General features: G+C 39.4%; 16 protein-coding genes. 8 read left to right on the top strand and 8 right to left on the bottom strand.

Going from position 1 to position 16298, the window contains the following annotated elements:
- Window positions 1–94: 94 nt before the first annotated feature.
- The gene (locus MKY71_RS06690) at window positions 95–226 is read right to left on the bottom strand and encodes an RAxF-45 family protein (protein ID WP_339175964.1); all 132 of its coding nucleotides are present in this window, start codon (window positions 224–226) and stop codon (window positions 95–97) included.
- A 389-nt stretch (window positions 227–615) separates the two neighbouring features.
- Here MKY71_RS06690 and MKY71_RS06685 point away from each other — a divergent pair, with 389 nt between their 5' ends.
- A complete protein-coding gene (locus MKY71_RS06685) occupies window positions 616–1437 on the top strand; it encodes a squalene/phytoene synthase family protein (RefSeq protein ID WP_339175963.1) in 822 nt (273 codons plus the stop codon).
- A 41-nt stretch (window positions 1438–1478) separates the two neighbouring features.
- Here MKY71_RS06685 and MKY71_RS06680 read toward each other — a convergent pair whose 3' ends face one another.
- From MKY71_RS06680 to MKY71_RS06670, 3 genes are read right to left on the bottom strand one after another with little or no spacing between them, the layout of a single operon-like run.
- Window positions 1479–1829 (bottom strand): DUF4181 domain-containing protein, encoded by a 351-nt coding sequence (locus MKY71_RS06680; RefSeq protein ID WP_339175962.1) that lies wholly within the window; start codon window positions 1827–1829, stop codon window positions 1479–1481.
- A gap of 14 nt (window positions 1830–1843) precedes the next feature.
- Window positions 1844–3172 (bottom strand): D-serine ammonia-lyase, encoded by a 1329-nt coding sequence (locus tag MKY71_RS06675; RefSeq protein ID WP_340731952.1) that lies wholly within the window; start codon window positions 3170–3172, stop codon window positions 1844–1846.
- Window positions 3173–3631: a YaiI/YqxD family protein gene (locus MKY71_RS06670; protein ID WP_339176582.1), complete on the bottom strand. Its 459-nt coding sequence runs from the start codon at window positions 3629–3631 to the stop codon at window positions 3173–3175.
- A 171-nt stretch (window positions 3632–3802) separates the two neighbouring features.
- Here MKY71_RS06670 and gdhA point away from each other — a divergent pair, with 171 nt between their 5' ends.
- Window positions 3803–5170: an NADP-specific glutamate dehydrogenase gene (gdhA, locus tag MKY71_RS06665; RefSeq protein WP_339175960.1), complete on the top strand. Its 1368-nt coding sequence runs from the start codon at window positions 3803–3805 to the stop codon at window positions 5168–5170.
- 54 nt (window positions 5171–5224) lie between these two features.
- Here the strand turns inward: gdhA and MKY71_RS06660 are convergent, their stop codons facing one another.
- On the bottom strand, window positions 5225–5647 hold the full coding sequence (locus tag MKY71_RS06660; protein ID WP_339175959.1) for a universal stress protein: 423 nt from the start codon (window positions 5645–5647) through the stop codon (window positions 5225–5227).
- Window positions 5648–5822: 175 nt separating this feature from the next.
- On the opposite strand from MKY71_RS06660, the gene MKY71_RS06655 reads away from it, so the two are divergent.
- From MKY71_RS06655 to MKY71_RS06640, 4 genes are all read left to right on the top strand, one after another.
- Entirely contained in the window at window positions 5823–6509 is a 687-nt protein-coding gene (locus MKY71_RS06655; protein ID WP_339175958.1) for a phosphoribosylaminoimidazolesuccinocarboxamide synthase, read from the top strand.
- A gap of 162 nt (window positions 6510–6671) precedes the next feature.
- The gene (nhaC, locus tag MKY71_RS06650; RefSeq protein WP_340731951.1) at window positions 6672–8054 is read left to right on the top strand and encodes a Na+/H+ antiporter NhaC; all 1383 of its coding nucleotides are present in this window, start codon (window positions 6672–6674) and stop codon (window positions 8052–8054) included.
- A gap of 161 nt (window positions 8055–8215) precedes the next feature.
- On the top strand, window positions 8216–8530 hold the full coding sequence (locus MKY71_RS06645) for a PadR family transcriptional regulator (protein ID WP_340731950.1): 315 nt from the start codon (window positions 8216–8218) through the stop codon (window positions 8528–8530).
- Window positions 8527–9240: a DUF2812 domain-containing protein gene (locus MKY71_RS06640; RefSeq protein ID WP_340731949.1), complete on the top strand. Its 714-nt coding sequence runs from the start codon at window positions 8527–8529 to the stop codon at window positions 9238–9240. Before MKY71_RS06645 ends, MKY71_RS06640 begins: the two co-directional genes overlap by 4 nt.
- Before the next feature lie 54 nt (window positions 9241–9294).
- Here MKY71_RS06640 and MKY71_RS06635 read toward each other — a convergent pair whose 3' ends face one another.
- Window positions 9295–10434, bottom strand: coding sequence for a cation:proton antiporter (locus tag MKY71_RS06635; RefSeq protein WP_340731948.1), 1140 nt, complete (start codon window positions 10432–10434; stop codon window positions 9295–9297).
- A 172-nt stretch (window positions 10435–10606) separates the two neighbouring features.
- Window positions 10607–11464, bottom strand: a complete 858-nt coding sequence (locus MKY71_RS06630) for a patatin-like phospholipase family protein (protein WP_340731947.1) — start codon at window positions 11462–11464, stop codon at window positions 10607–10609.
- A gap of 158 nt (window positions 11465–11622) precedes the next feature.
- On the opposite strand from MKY71_RS06630, the gene pepF reads away from it, so the two are divergent.
- On the top strand, window positions 11623–13428 hold the full coding sequence (pepF, locus tag MKY71_RS06625) for an oligoendopeptidase F (RefSeq protein ID WP_339175954.1): 1806 nt from the start codon (window positions 11623–11625) through the stop codon (window positions 13426–13428).
- Window positions 13429–13524: 96 nt separating this feature from the next.
- On the opposite strand, the gene MKY71_RS06620 is transcribed toward pepF, so the two are convergent.
- Window positions 13525–14739: an NAD(P)-dependent malic enzyme gene (locus MKY71_RS06620; RefSeq protein ID WP_340731946.1), complete on the bottom strand. Its 1215-nt coding sequence runs from the start codon at window positions 14737–14739 to the stop codon at window positions 13525–13527.
- Window positions 14740–15129: 390 nt separating this feature from the next.
- Between MKY71_RS06620 and MKY71_RS06615 the strand changes: the two genes are divergently transcribed.
- Window positions 15130–15945 carry a S1C family serine protease gene (locus tag MKY71_RS06615; protein ID WP_340731945.1) on the top strand — a complete coding sequence of 272 codons (816 nt, stop codon included), beginning with the start codon at window positions 15130–15132 and terminating at the stop codon, window positions 15943–15945.
- Window positions 15946–16298 lie beyond the last annotated feature (353 nt).

Raw genomic sequence — 16298 nt, 5'->3', positions numbered from 1 at the left:
CTACGCCTCCACTGGCATAGCTAAAAAAACAAAAAGACTGCTCATTAACAAGAGCAGCCTTTTCAGAAATGGTGAAAAGAATGAAGTTAATTAGCTACGCATTATTTTTAAATTGTCTAAAAAAGGACACACCTATCCCGTTAGACCCAAATTTAAAAGTAATGACACGTGCAAAATACATAGCTGTATCCACCTTTACACCTGTCGCGATCGCTAACTTCTTCATTCCATTCACCTCCGTCCATTTAAATTATTCTAATATTACCATATTTCAATTAATGTGTACATAAGGGAAATGCGTGTGTTTTTTGAGTAGTGTTCTGCTTTTCGCATTGTTCCCACTTTTGATACTCGATGCTCTATTTCTCCATGCATTTTTTACTTAATTATGAATTTGCTCTACTTTCTGTGTGCAAAATTCCACTTTCACACTCGAACATTCTACTTTTCGCTCCACCTGCTCCACTTTTTAGCCCAGGTGTTCTAATACCCCTCTCTTCATCCCTTTTCATCCCCATCTCAAATTCTCAAAAGCCGGAACTTTTATTTTCCCTTTTCACGAATTTGCGATACGATAGGTAGTGGATGCAATTTAGAATGGAGGAAGTTTTCCTTATGTCGAACAAAGCTTTACAAAAAGATGCGATGCGCGTTTTAAAAGAGACGAGCCGTACATTTTATATCCCCATTACTTTTTTAGATAAAGAATTAAAATTAACGGTTGCTGCAGCCTATTTAGCGATGCGTGCAATTGATGAAATTGAAGATCATGAAGAAGTTTCCAATGAAATAAAAAATGTGACATTATTAAAAGTTGCGGAATTACTGAAAGCTCCTGCCTTTGATAATACTGCTTATCTTGAAGCACTGGCACCTGTAAAGGACAAAATGCCTGAAGTGACACTGCGACTTGCTGACTGGCTGGAAGTTTGTCCTCAAGGGGCGTTTCCGATTGTCACTTCTGCGACGAGCGAAATGGCGGAAGGTATGGCAAAATGGGCCCTTGCAAATTGGCAGGTGCATACGAAGGAAGACTTGGACGACTATACATACTATGTGGCTGGTTTGGTCGGAGTCATGCTTTCGGAGCTTTGGGAATGGAGTGCCGGCACGAAAACCGACCGTGAACTGGCAATTGGCTATGGTCGTGGCTTGCAGGCAGTAAATATTTTACGAAATGAACAGGAAGATTTGGATGAGCGTGGTGTCAGCTTCGTTCCTGATGGCTGGACACGTGCTGAACTATTTGCATATGCCGAAGAAAACTTGGCAAAAGCCGACCTTTATATGAAGGATTTAGATAAACGGACAATCAAACTGTTCTGCAAACTGCCATTAGCATTGGCCCATAAAACATTGCAGGCAATGCGAGAAGGACGGGAAAAAATGTCCCGTTCAGAAGTGGAAGCAACAGTAGAAGAAATCCAGGTAGACTAAAAGAAGTGTGTTGGGGCTTCTCCCCCCGACACACTTCTTTCTTACATAATAACACCGATTGCGATACTGCAGATTGCACAAAGCACGACATAAGTAAATGAAATTATATGACGACGCTTTTCTCTTCTTAACCAAAACTCCAATAGCCCACGGATTATAAACAAAATCATAATGAACGCAAACAATACAGAATATAATGTTTTTTGGTCGAATTGATTCATAGTTACATATGATAAAAACATGAAACATAGGATGATTTCCAGGAATAAATGCCAAATCCCCACATACTGATCCATAAATTTTTCGTTTTTTGGAATGTTATATTTTTTACGCAAGTTTAAATCGAGTAAACCTGCTCCCAAAAAAGCGATGATGACGATTACAATTAACACAAGCGACTTCCCTTCTATATCTCTGATTGTAAATACTGCTGTCGTAATTCTTCAGGCACTAAATCCCCGCCTGTCGACCAAATAATATGTGTGGCGTTTTTCATTTTATCTTGAAGCCCATGCTTTTGAATATATGAAGTCCCCTGCATCATTAATTCAATCGGCCCATAAACACCCGCATGTGCTGAAGGTTCCATAAAAATGTTTTCCGTCTCATACATACCTTTTAAACTTCTGAATAAGAAGCTGTCATCCACAGTATAGCATCCGCTTATTACGGATTCCATTAATGTTCCGACAAAACGTGATGGACGCCCTACAGCCAATCCGTCAGCTTCTGTCTTATTGGACAAACCAATATCATTCACGCTGATTTTATCATGCATTCCTGTCATCAAACCGAGCAGCATACACGGTGATGCAAATGGCTCCGCAAAGAAAATATGAATATGTTCTCCGAAAATTTGCTTTAAAGCGTAGGCAATCCCTCCAGGGGCACCCCCTACCCCGCAAGGCAGATAAACAAATAATGGATGATTTGCATCGACTTTAATTTTCGCTTGCTGAAGCTGATCTTTCAGGCGTGAACCCGCTACCGCATACCCTAAAAACAGATCGATTGAATTTTCGTCATCAACAAAGTGGCAAGCAGGATCTTGTTCCGCTACTTGGCGCCCGTGTTCCACGGCAGAAGTATAATCGGATTCGTATTCGATAACTTCCACCCCTTTTTCACGCAGCAGTTTCTTTTTCCACTCTTTTGCTTCGACTGACATATGGACAGTTACCTGAAAACCAAGCTGTGCGCTAATAATACCGATACTTAGCCCCAAATTACCGGTTGACCCGACCGCAATTTTATATTGGCTGAAAAATTTCCGGAATTCTTCACTATGCAATTTAGCGTAATCATCCTGCTCTGTTAGCATACCTGCGTTAATTGCCAGCTTTTCGGCATGGCTCAACACTTCATATATACCGCCTCGCGCTTTAATCGAACCGGCAATCGGTAATGCATGATCACATTTAAGCATTAACTTTCCGGGAATGTTAAAACCGCGTCGTCCTTCAATAAGCTTTTTCATCGCGGCAATTTCTCTTAGTTCCGATTCAATAATGCCGTCTGAAAATTTCGTAATCGGAAATGCGACCTTTATATAAGAAGAAAAACGCTTCAATCTGCTTTCGGCGTCTTGAATCATTTCAGGTGTTACGAGTTCTGATACTTGCCTTTCCTTTGCTACATTTTCATTTTCCCAAAACACATATTGTTCGGATTGCAGCTTTTCAATTAACGGAAAACGCTCTTTTAATGCATCTAAATTCAAGATTTGCTGATTCATTTATGATTCCTCCTTCTCAAAAATCGCACGTTCACAAATTTGTCGAAATTTCGTTTCAAAAGCCAAATTATTTTCTTCCGTGCGTTTTTTGGGGCCTTTTGTACGTCCCCCTGCACGTCTTATTTTCGCACTTTCAAAACGAAAAGCCAACAGCTGATCTATATTGTCAGACGTCAGTTCTTTCCCATTGTGATTGACTACAATTCCACCTTTTGCTATACACATCGCAGCAAGGCCATAATCACCTGTTATAACAATATCTCCTCGGTTTAATACACTTAGAAGCTTAAAATCGACCGAATCTGGTCCCTTGTCGACAATAATTGTTTTTGCACCATCTCGTTCGATACGATGTGATGTATCGCAGAATAAGATTGGTCTTATCTCATAGCGAGATGAAATAAATAGCGCTAAATCAACAACCGGGCATGCATCTGCATCAATTAATAGTTGTAAAATAGTTCATCATCCTTTCCAAAAGCAACTCCAAATTATTATATTTATATAATATCTGAAAACGTTTTCTCTTTTCTGACATCGATTTCACACGGCGATGTTACATAAAATTTAATTGAATTGTTTGATAATTCATACTAATGTATACTTATTAATCCATTTGGGGGTATTAACATGACGACAATGACAACAACGAGCAACGCACAGCAATATGTTGATGGAGTGTTTGAAAAACTGAAAACAAAGAACGCACATCAATTAGAATTCTTACAAGCAGCGGAAGAAATTTTCCTTTCTTTAGTTCCTGTATTCGAACAGCATCCCGAATACATTCAACATAATATTTTAGAACGTATCGTCGAGCCGGACAGAATCATTTCTTTCCGTGTCGCTTGGCAAGATGATCAAAACCAAGTACAAGTAAACCGCGGGTACCGTGTTCAATATAATAATGTTATCGGGCCATATAAAGGTGGTTTACGCTTCCATCCTACTGTAAACGAATCGATTATGAAATTTTTAGCATTTGAACAAATTTTCAAAAATGCTTTAACTGGTCAACCGATCGGCGGCGGTAAAGGCGGTTCCGACTTTAATCCAAAAGGTAAATCAAATGCAGAAATTATGCGCTTCTGCCAAGCATTCATGACAGAATTATACCGTTATGTTGGTCCGGATGTCGATGTTCCGGCCGGAGATATTGGTGTAGGTTCACGAGAAGTCGGCTATTTATGGGGCCAATACAAGCGAATCCGCGGTGCATATGAAGCAGGTGTGTTAACTGGTAAAAAACCAGGCTATGGCGGTTCATTAGCACGTACAGAAGCAACAGGATACGGTTTAGTATACTTTGTCGAAGAGATGCTACGTGATGCCAAACTTTCAATTAACGAAAAAACGGTTGTTGTTTCAGGTTCTGGTAACGTAGCGATTTATGCAATCGAAAAAGCTCAGCACTTTGGAGCAAAAGTAGTTGCGTGTTCCGATTCTGCTGGTTACATTTACGATCCGGAAGGCCTTGATTTAAAAATTGTCAAACAGTTAAAAGAAGTTGAAGGGAAGCGTATTAAAGAATATGTAAATTATCGTCCAAATGCTATTTATACAGAAGGCTGTGACGGTATCTGGACAATTCCATGTGATATCGCTCTTCCATGTGCAACTCAAAATGAAATCAACGGTGAACAGGCTCGTACATTAATTGCAAATGGCGTAAAAGTTGTTGCAGAAGGTGCAAATATGCCATCGAATTTAGATGCAATCAATGAGTTTTTAGCGAGCGATGTATTATTCGGCCCTGGTAAAGCAGCAAATGCAGGCGGTGTTGCTGTATCTGCACTTGAAATGGCTCAAAATTCCGGCCGTAACTACTGGTCTTTCCAGGAAGTTGACGAAAAACTTCACGGTATTATGAAATCAATTTATAAAGAAAGCTCAGAAGCAGCGAAAAAATATGGCTATGAAGGCAATTTAGTAGTCGGCTCAAACATTGCCGGCTTCATTAAAGTTGCAAACGGTATGCTTGTAGAGGGCGTTTATTAATTAACAAAACCCGCAATTTCCTTCGTTAGATGAGGAACATTGCGGGTTTATTTTTTAACGTACTACGAGAACATCACAATTAGCGCTGCGTACTACATTTTCCGAAACAGAGCCTAGCAGGAAACGCTCGGCACGGTTTAAACCCGTTGATCCAATAATGATCAGATCGGCATCCGTCAAGTTCGTTAAAACCGCTTTTGGCGAACCTTCTTCCACAACTACTTGTACTTTTTTAACACCAGCCTGTTCGGCAATTACTTTGTATTCCTTTAACTGATCAAGAGTTTTTTCTTTTAGAGCTTTTGCATACTTCAAATCATACGCTTCCACCGAACCGAATGAATGTGTATCGATTACACTCACTAGATTCAATGTCGCATCCGTCAATCGCGCAACGTTCATGCCGCGCTCAAAAGCAATTTTTGCTTTTTCTGAAAAGTCGATTGCTACAACAATATTATTATACGTTTTTAGCATCTAAATCACTCCTTGTCTACATTTAGTATAGCAAATGTTACCAATACACTGGTAACAAAGGGTCTACTATATTAAAGGTTAGACGTCTTTCTTTATAATACGAACATTTTTATATTAATACTATAATATTATTCGTGTTATAATGAATTTGAACTTACTTTTGGAGGTATCTCTCATGGAATTAATGTATACAGGTAAAACGAAGGATGTATTCAAACTTGAAAACGAATTATATTTACTGAAATTCAAAGATGACGTAACAGGTGAAAACGGGGTTTTTGATCCAGGTGCAAACACAGTCGGCTTAACAATTGATGGGGCTGGCCTTGCAGGATTGAAACTAACTTCTTTCTTTTACTCTAAATTAAATGAATTAAATGTACCGACACATTATGTTGAGGCAAATTTTGATGAAGCGACAATGACGGTTAAACCGGCAACTGTTTTTGGTAAAGGTTTGGAAGTAATTTGCCGATTTAAAGCAGTCGGTTCATTTTTACGACGCTATGGTGCTTATGCAACAGAAGGTCAGGATTTGGATTCGTTTGTGGAAGTGACGATTAAGGACGATGAACGCCTGGATCCTCCTATTTCTGAAGATGCACTTGCAATGCTCGGTATTTTGACTCATGAAGAGTATGCAATTTTGAAACAACGTACAATCGAAATTTCAAAGTTTGTTGCAACGGAGTTAGAGAAAAAAGGATTAACACTTTATGATATTAAGTTGGAATTTGGCCGCGATGCAAAAACAGGTGAAATTTTACTTATTGATGAAATTTCAGGCGGTAATATGCGTGCATATCAAGGCGATACATATATTGAACCATTACAATTAGAAAAGATTATGCTTGCTGAGTAATTTAAAATTTTATACTTATTATCCAGCTGTAGAGGGACATTTCGGGTTATCCGGTATGTCCCTTTCACTTTTTCCCCTTCCCTTTTTCACAATAAAATGATACACTTACTTTTGTACTTCAACGCGTTGAAGCGCGAAACTATAGAGCGAGGTCTAGTCATCATGAATGCAAAACAACATGTAAAACCACATTTTATTGAAGCACTTATTTTAACATTATTTATTATTGCACTCATCTCCTATAGCATTATGAAACTCGGTAGTGTCCCGCATATTCCGATATTAATAGCCATCATTGTTCTATTCATGTATGGTGTCATGCGAAAAGTACCCTACCGTGTTATGGAACAAAGTATGATTACTTCTGTTTCAACTAGTATTGGCGCGATTTATATTTTTCTCCTAATTGGTGTTTTAATTAGTAGCTGGTTAATAAGCGGTACAATTCCTACATTATTATATATAGGTTTATCCATTGTTTCTGCGAGCTTTTTTTACGCGGTTGTGTTCATTATTACAGGCATTATCGGTACTGCAATCGGCAGTTCCCTTACTACCGTTGCAACAGTTGGTGTTGCGATGCTGGGTGTTGCCGGTTCTATAGATGCTTCACTTGCAATTACAGCAGGTGCAATTGTTTCAGGAGCCTTTTTTGGGGATAAAATGTCCCCGTTATCCGATACGACAAACTTGGCTGCGACTGTTGCCGGTATCGACTTATTTACGCATATTCGAAATATGATGTACACGACAATACCTGCATTTACCATTTCGCTCGTTGTCTATGCTTGGATTTCACCGAGCAGTCAAAATATGGACACAAAGCTTATTACAAGTTTTAAAGAAACATTACTTGCGACAAATTTAATACATTGGTATGCAGTTATACCGCTCGTCGTTTTAATTGTCTGCACGATTTTTAAATTGCCGAGTCTTGCTACACTGGCAATCAGTGCGATATCAGGCATCTTGCTATCATACTTCCACAGCTCGATCCCATTGAACGAATTGTTCGGGATTTTGTATAACGGCTATTCAATGAATACCGGTGTCGAAGCAATTGATTCATTATTGTCACGTGGCGGAATGAACAGTATGCTGTTTACGATTATTTTAATTGTCCTGTCTCTTTCAATGGGCGGACTCCTGTTTGCACTAGGAATTATTCAAACATTGCTGCAGGCACTGCAAAATCAGTTGAAATCGGTTGGTTCGGTTATTACGGGAACAGCTTTTACAGCAATCGGTATTAACGTAACGATCGGCGAACAGTATTTATCGCTGTTATTAACTGGAGAGGCATTTAAGGAGAAATTCAAAGCAATACAGCTACATCCGAAAAATTTGGCCCGTACAATTGAGGATGCTGGTACTGTCATCAACCCGCTCGTTCCGTGGAGTGTATGCGGACTGTTCATTGCTTCAACATTGAATGTTCCTGTCATCGACTATTTGCCATTCGCTTTCTTTTGCTTGCTAAGTCCGGTCATCACGATTTTATTTGGCTGGTTGAATATTACGATTACGAAAATCAGCAATAATTAAAGGACCGCCTGCTCCGTTTTATAACGAGCAGGCTTTTTAATTTTTCCGCATATTGGATCCCCGAAAGAATTAATGGATTATTCTGTTTACATGTATATCATAAAGTGATATATTGTTTTTAGACATATATATCATTTGTTGATATATCAGGAGGTGACATAGTGAAAAACAATGATCAATTGACCGATTCCATGTTTCATATTATGGCAGCATTAACAACGCCTCAACACGGATACGCAATTATGAGTTTAATTGAAGAAACCTCAAACGGCATGATTTCAATCGGTCCAGCTTCCATGTATACGATTATAAAAAAGCTTTTACAAAACGAATGGATTTATTTGTACGACGATTCTGATTCAAGGCGCAAAGTATACTTACTGACGGAAAGAGGCAGGAATGTTTTAGCTGAAGATTTAAAAATTCGAAAGCTGATGATTCAGTTAGCTGAAAAAGGACTGGAGGAAGAAGTATGAGTAGAACGAGGTATATGATGTCTGGCGGATTAGCCTTTTCAGAACTAAAAGATATGGAGAAACTGCGTAAATTTTCTTCTGAAGGGTGGCACGTCCGTAAATTTTCATTTATAGGCTATACGCTCGAGCAAGGTGAAAGTGCCGATTATATTTACAGTATCGATTATCGTACACTGGATAATGATGCCGAAGAATACTTTGAGCTTTTTAAGGAAGCCGGCTGGTCGCTTGTGGATTCCGCTGGCGATATTCATCTGTTTCGTGCCGCACCACATACGAAGCCAATTTACACGGATCGTGATACTACAATTGAAAAGTATAAAAACCAAAAGAAGCCACTGAAACTTGCGATGATGGCACTTGTTCCAGGGACAATCATTTCTTGGGTGATATCATTACAAACAGCTGGCAGCATACACACACTTTTCTTTGGTTTAGCCCTTTTACTGACAGTACTTACGATTCCGTTACTGTGGACTGCACTGACTTCATACGGCAACCAATGGAAGGCCGAAAATAAAAAGGGGCTGGTTATACTTACAAAGCTGCTGCCCGCTGCTGCAGTTGTTGCCGCTTTTTATGCATTAATGGAATCCGATTTAAAAGCATTACAAATCGTAGCTTCTGCTGTTATTGGTGCAACCGTCTTTGTAGCGTTCATTACATTCTTAATGTCACTTTACCATCGGATTAAAGTAAAAAAAGCGTAATAAAAGATAGGCTCATAAAAATTGAGCCTATCTTTTCAAATTCAAATAATTAATTTAAACGACTATTCTCTTTCCGAAAATTGCTTTTAACATAGGTGGTGTCACGATTGTTGTTACGATAATTACAATAATGATCGATGTATAATAATTACCCGGGAGCAGTCCTCCTTCAAGCCCCATTGCAGCTAATATAAGCGCAACCTCGCCTCGGGAAACCATCCCAGCACCGACACCCATCGATGATTTCGTATTGAATCCGGCTAATTTAGCACCTATACCTGACCCTACAAATTTGGATACAACCGCAATTATTGAAAATACGATAATAAACCCGATTTGTTCTCCGATTCCATCAAATGAAACTGCTAATCCGATACTAACAAAGAAGAACGGAACAAAAATCCCGTATGCAATCGGCTCAACCTTATGCTCAATTTCTTCTTTATATTCTGTCTGTGCAATGGCAATACCCGCAAAGAAAGCACCAATAATACCAGCGATACCCAGGAATTCTGCAAAATATGATAAACCAAAACAAATAATCAACCCGGCACTCAATATCGATTCAGTAACTCTAAATTTCTTGAATATTCTTATAAAGTGTGGGATAAACCATTTTGCCAGTACAATTAATATCGCAAAGAATAATACTTTCTTACCTATTAATAAACCGATATTCGTATCTGACCCGGCAAAGAAACTCATTGCAATCGCGATTAAAATAACGACTACAATATCATCCAATACCGCTGCCCCGAGCAATGTTGACCCTTCTTTACTATTCAGCCAGCCTAGCTCCCTTAATGCCTGGACTGAAATACTGACAGATGTAGCAGAAAGTAATAAACCTATAAAAATGGATTCTCCTGCAGACAACCCGTAATACTGCGAACCGGCATAACCTAAAATAATCGGCAGGAGAATACCGCCTAAAGCAACATAGATTGCCGCTTTTTTGTTTCTATTCATTTCCTGTAGGTCGGTTTCAAGACCCGCTAAAAACATTAACAGTAAAACACCTATTTGGCTGAATACAGTTAAAAGTTCAGTATCATGTACCCAACCAAGTAATGCAGGACCCAGAATAATACCTACGATAATTTTCCCGAGTACAGATGGTTGCCCTAATCTTGCGGCAAGATGGCCAGCAAGTTTTGTAGCAAATAAAACTAGCATAATTTGTAAAATAAACATAAATTTCCCCTTTCAATGCAAAAAAAGACAAGGCAGTGCCATAGTTGACTATGGCTCCACCTTGTCTTGCACTTGTTATTTAATTTAATGTTCTTAGCTCTATTTTAATATAATTACACTCGATTTTGCAAGTATATTCTATATGAATCTACCTTCGCATTCTTAAATACACTTAATGAATACCTAAAAAACCTTTCAACTCCGCCATTTGCTTTTGTGCCTGCTCATAGCCGACTTCATAATTTGCTTTCATTTGATCGATTTTGCTTTCAAAGCTTTTGATTGGCCGATCCGGTTTAAAAATGAATGCTTCCTGATCAATTTCTTTTTGCGCAATATATTGCATTGTTTCATTATACATATCCGCACGATGTCTCATCGCAGCTGCGAGTCTAGGATAGCGTTTTTGAAAAAGCTTTGTTGCCCACTGATTCGTTCTTGAGGCACTTTTTATATAGCCCGGTTCCCTCGTCAAAATGAGCAGATGCTTGTTATATCCTTTTTCAATCGCTCGTTTGATTGGAATCGAATCCGATAACCCCCCATCATAATAAGGCACATTGTCAATTTTAATTTCAGGGAACAATATTGGAATGGCACATGTGGCCTGCAAAATATCACATGTTTTCGTCATAGTATGTGCACTTTTATACTCCACTTTTCCGGTATATGCATTCGTCAGCCCGAACTCCACCTCGCCCGGGTAATTGTAATAGGCATCCCAATCAAATAAATCAAGCTGATTTGGCACAATATTATAGGCAAAGTCCAATCCGAACAGGCTTTTTTCCTTTAAAAAATTCCGCATGCCCATATAACGGGGATCATTGCGGTATGTCGTCAAAACACGCATCGTCCGTTCCGGCTGATTTGACATATAGGACACCGCGTTGATGGCACCTGCTGAAATTGCCGCAATATACGGCATTTTTATTTGTTCCTCCATGAGGGCATCCAACACTCCCGCTGTAAAAACTGTTCGAAATGTCCCGCCTTCAAGTATTAGACTACAATCCTTCACTTCCTGCATATCATCACACTCTTTCCCTATTTCCCTCGTTTCTCTATTTTACTATATGTCCTGTAAATAATATTAAAAATATTTATCAGCCAAATTTTCACTACTTCCTAAATTTTCAGAAATATGGTATTATTTATTTCGAATATCGTAATATTAGGAGGCTAATTATGTCAATGTTGAATCGTAGTGATGTACCGGTTGAAGAAACTTGGAATTTGGAAGATTTATTTGCTACAGAACAAGCCTACACAGCGGCAATCGAAGAAATAAGACAACTTGCAGAAGAAACTGCGGAGGGGCTTGCAGGGACAATTACTGATGTACAAGGCGCCATTAATGCCATTGAAGCAACAGAAAAAATTCAGGAAAAAATGGTTGTTGTCGGCACATATGCGAGCCTTTCACATAGTGTTGACCAAACAAGCACAGATAATCAAATGCGTGCCGCAAGCTTTGGTTCATTTGCCGCAAAACTTGCAACAAAGCTATCTTTTGTAAAAAGTGATTTACTTGCGTTGGACGAAGCTGTATTAAAAGAAGCACAATCTGTAAAACCAGAATACGCTAATTATATTGATAAACTGCTCGTACAAAAACCGCATCAATTACATCCGGAAGCGGAAAAAGCATTGGCAGCATTCGGCGCTACATTCAACGCGCCATATGAACTGTACAATACTACAAAATTGGTAGATATGAAGTTCCCTAACTTTGAAGTAGATGGTGAATCATTCCCGCTTAGCTACAACTTGTTTGAAGGTGACTGGGAGCTGGAAACAGACACGAATAAACGTCGTGCTGCATTTGAAGCCTTTTCAAAAAAACTGCATGATTATCAGCATACGACTGCCAAAACATATAATACACACTTGACGATTGAAAAAACGGAGGCGGACCTTCGTGGCTACGACAATATTTTTGATTCTTTATTAGAGTCGCAGCAAGTAGACCGTTCAATGTATAACCGTCAAATCGACTTAATTATGAATGAGCTTGCTCCACATATGCGCCGTTATGCAAAACTGCTGCAAAAAACACATCAGTTGGACAAAATGACGTTTGCGGATCTTAAGATTTCATTAGATCCTTCATATGAGCCAACTATTACGGTGGAAGAATCCCGTCAGTATATGAAAGACGGCTTATCGATTATGGGTGAGCATTATACGAACATGATCGATCGTTCTTTTGATGAGCGATGGATTGATTTTGCACAAAATGCAGGAAAATCTACCGGCGCGTTCTGTTCAAGCCCATATGGTGTACACCCGTATGTATTAATATCTTGGACGAGCCGAATGAATGAAGTATTCGTATTAGCCCATGAACTTGGCCATGCCGGTCATTTCTACTTGGCAAATGATGCGCAAAACATCTTCAATGCTCGACCATCACTTTACTTCATTGAAGCACCATCAACAATGAATGAAATGCTGATGGCTAACCACTTACTGAAGAATTCTACAGATGCGCGCTTTAAACGTTGGGTCATCTCAACAATCATCAGCCGTACGTACTATCACAATTTCGTTACGCATTTACTTGAAGCAGCATACCAGCGCAAAGTATACGAAATTATCGATGCAGGCGGAAGCGTCAATGCACCGAAACTGAATGAATTAAAACGTGAAGTGCTTGAGCAATTCTGGGGAGATACAGTTGAAGTAACTGAAGGTGCAGAATTGACTTGGATGCGTCAGCCGCACTACTATATGGGCTTATATCCATATACGTATTCTGCTGGTTTAACGATCTCAACACAAGTTTCACAACGCATTTTAAACGGTGACGAAGCAGCTGTTGAGCAATGGATCGATGTATTAAAATCAGGCGGTACAAAAACACCTGTTGAACTAGCTCAAATGGCAGGAGTCGACATTACGACTGAACAGCCATTACGTGACACAATCGCATTTATCGGCGATTTAATTACACAATTGGAGCAACTGACTGCAGAACTGCAAACAGTTTAAGTGACACTGCAATCAGTGGAGATTTTTTATTCCCACTGATTGACCGTCTTCACTATTTTAGAGGATGTGCTGAATTTACTTTCAGACACATCCTTTTTAAATGGCTACCGAAGTATTGATTAGATCTACTTGCTGGAACAATTCAGATACCCCTGATTCAATTGCAGCAGATCCCACCGCTTTCGCCACAACACCTGCAACACGTTCATCCATTGAACTTGGAATAATGAAGTCTTCATTGAGCTCTTCATCTGTTACGAGCGATGCAATAGCTTCAACCGCCGCCAGCTTCATCGATTCATTGATATCTGTCGCTCTTACATCAAGTGCACCACGGAAAATCCCCGGGAAGGCCAGCATATTATTCACTTGGTTTGCATGATCAGAACGGCCGGTACCGATAATTTTTACGCCCCATTTTTTTGCATTTTCCGGTGTTATTTCAGGATTCGGATTTGCTAAAGCAAAAACAATCGGATCTATAGCCATCGATTTAATATGCTTTTCCGTTAAAATATTCGCTGCAGACACCCCGATAAACACATCCGCACCTACTAATGCATCATCCAACGTACCTCGTATCTGCTCCGGATTCGATAAATGAGCGACCTGTTCCTTTACAGGGTTCATCCCTTCAGGACGCCCTTCATAAATAATGCCTTTCGTGTCACACATAACGACATTTGTGTAACCCATTTGAATTAAAATACGGAGAATCGCAATACCTGCCGCCCCTGCCCCGTTAATGACAACTTTCATTTTCGCCACATCTTTTTTCACTAATTTTACAGCATTGATTAAACCTGCTCCTACAACAATCGCCGTTCCATGCTGGTCATCATGAAATACAGGGATTGAACATTCAGCACGTAGTCGGTCTTCAATTTCAAAACAGCGCGGCGCTGAAATATCTTCCAGATTGATCGCCCCATACGTTGGTGAAATTGCTTTTACGACGCTGACAATCTCGTCTACGTCTTTAGTGTTTAAACATACAGGCACCGCGTCGACATTTGCAAAGCGCTTTAATAATAATGCCTTCCCTTCCATTACCGGCAAAGCTGCTTCCGGACCGATATCCCCTAATCCTAATACCGCAGTTCCGTCTGTAATAACCGCTACTAAATTCCCTTTCATCGTATAGTCATAAACCGTCGAAGGATTTTGTTCAATCGCAAGACAAGGGGCCGCGACACCCGGAGAATACGCTAAACTTAAATCATATTTATCCTGAACCGGAACTTTTGCACGAATCTCCATTTTCCCGCCAAAGTGTTCGTGCATTTCCAGTGATTTTTTCATTAAATCCATAATTACCATCCCCTTCTAATTTTTGAAATCCTTTGTAATTACGAATGTTAACTTTTAGTTTTTATTTTGTCAACAATAGCATTGAAAACTTACTGGAATTTAATAAACAACTCTGTAAACGTTGATATATAAGGGTTTATGGCAATTATCAACCGCTAGCTTCACTTGTGAATTTAAACACAATCTATTATTTCACAAAAATCAATGTAAGGGCTATCATTTCCAAAACCCTGCTTTATCAAGCTAAAGTATGTGATGGATTGCACGAAGTATTTTTAATTTAGTAATATGAAATAATTCACAAACTTCCAAAAAAATTTTTTTGACCAGCCGTTTTTGTCTCAAATTCAGTGTACTTTTGTTACACTTATACATATCGGAGGGAACACAATGACAGAGAAATCGAATACTGAAGAACTGACAGAAGAAGAATTTTTGGAACTTGTTTTGGAAGAACAGGAAAAGGCGCTTGCAAAAGAGCGGGAAGAACGTTTAAACCCACAGCCGAAAAAATTGAAAAAACAAAAACCATTTGTTCGAATTGTTGTATGGCTGATGGCATTAACATTAGCTTTCAGCACATTTGCCGTGATTTTCAATGTGTATTCCATTCCAGCCATCGAATTTTTAAAAGTATCGACACAATTATCAAATCAGGAAGATATTCAAACATATAAACAATCTGTTGTCACGATTAATACCGATTCAGGAAAAGGGACAGGATTTGCAATATCAGACAACGGCTACATAATTACGAATGATCATGTCATTGACGATACGCTGACAATCACCGTCGTTTTTCCGGATGATACACTTTATAAAGCTGAGGTAGTGGAATCATATGAAGATTATGATTTGGCACTGTTGAAAGTGGATGCGGAAAACTTGCCGTTCCTGCCACTTGCCCGGGCGAGTGAATTCCGTAAAAATGAGCCGATCTATTTTATCGGAAATCCGCTTGCATTTAGCGGCATTGCCAATAAAGGAACGATTATCGGCTATACTACGGCCACTGATATTGAGCCGGATATCATTATGATGGATGCACCCGTGTATCGCGGAAATAGCGGTAGCCCCGTTATTAACGAAAACGGAGACGTAATCGGTGTTGTGTTTGCGACAGGAAATCGTGAAGGGCACGGGAAAGTCGGGTTGTTTATTCCGGTAGAAAATGTGCATGAACAGTTTCAGGGTTATTTGGAGTGATATAGGACGGTTTCTGGGGTTGCACGCCGTGTAATATATTAGAACTTTTTGACTGATATTAGAAGAGCTGAGGGATATATTAGAACTTTCATAGAGTTTATTTGAAGATCGCGTGCTCATATTAGAAGAACCGGCGCATGAACTGTTCCAGAGTTATTTGGGAAGCCTTTACGATTTATGTGGTGGCAAGCCGCGTAATATATTAGAACTTTTGTGACCGATATTAGAAGAATTGAGGGATATATTAGAACTTTCATAGAGATTATTTGAAGATCGCGTACTCATATTAGAAGAACCGGCGCATGAACTGTTCCGGAGTTATTTGGGACGTCATTATGGTTTATTTGGTTGCA

The sequence above is a fragment of the Solibacillus sp. FSL W7-1324 genome, assembly GCF_038008025.1.
Taxonomy (GTDB): domain Bacteria; phylum Bacillota; class Bacilli; order Bacillales_A; family Planococcaceae; genus Solibacillus.
This window is presented reverse-complemented; position numbering and strand designations above follow the sequence as displayed.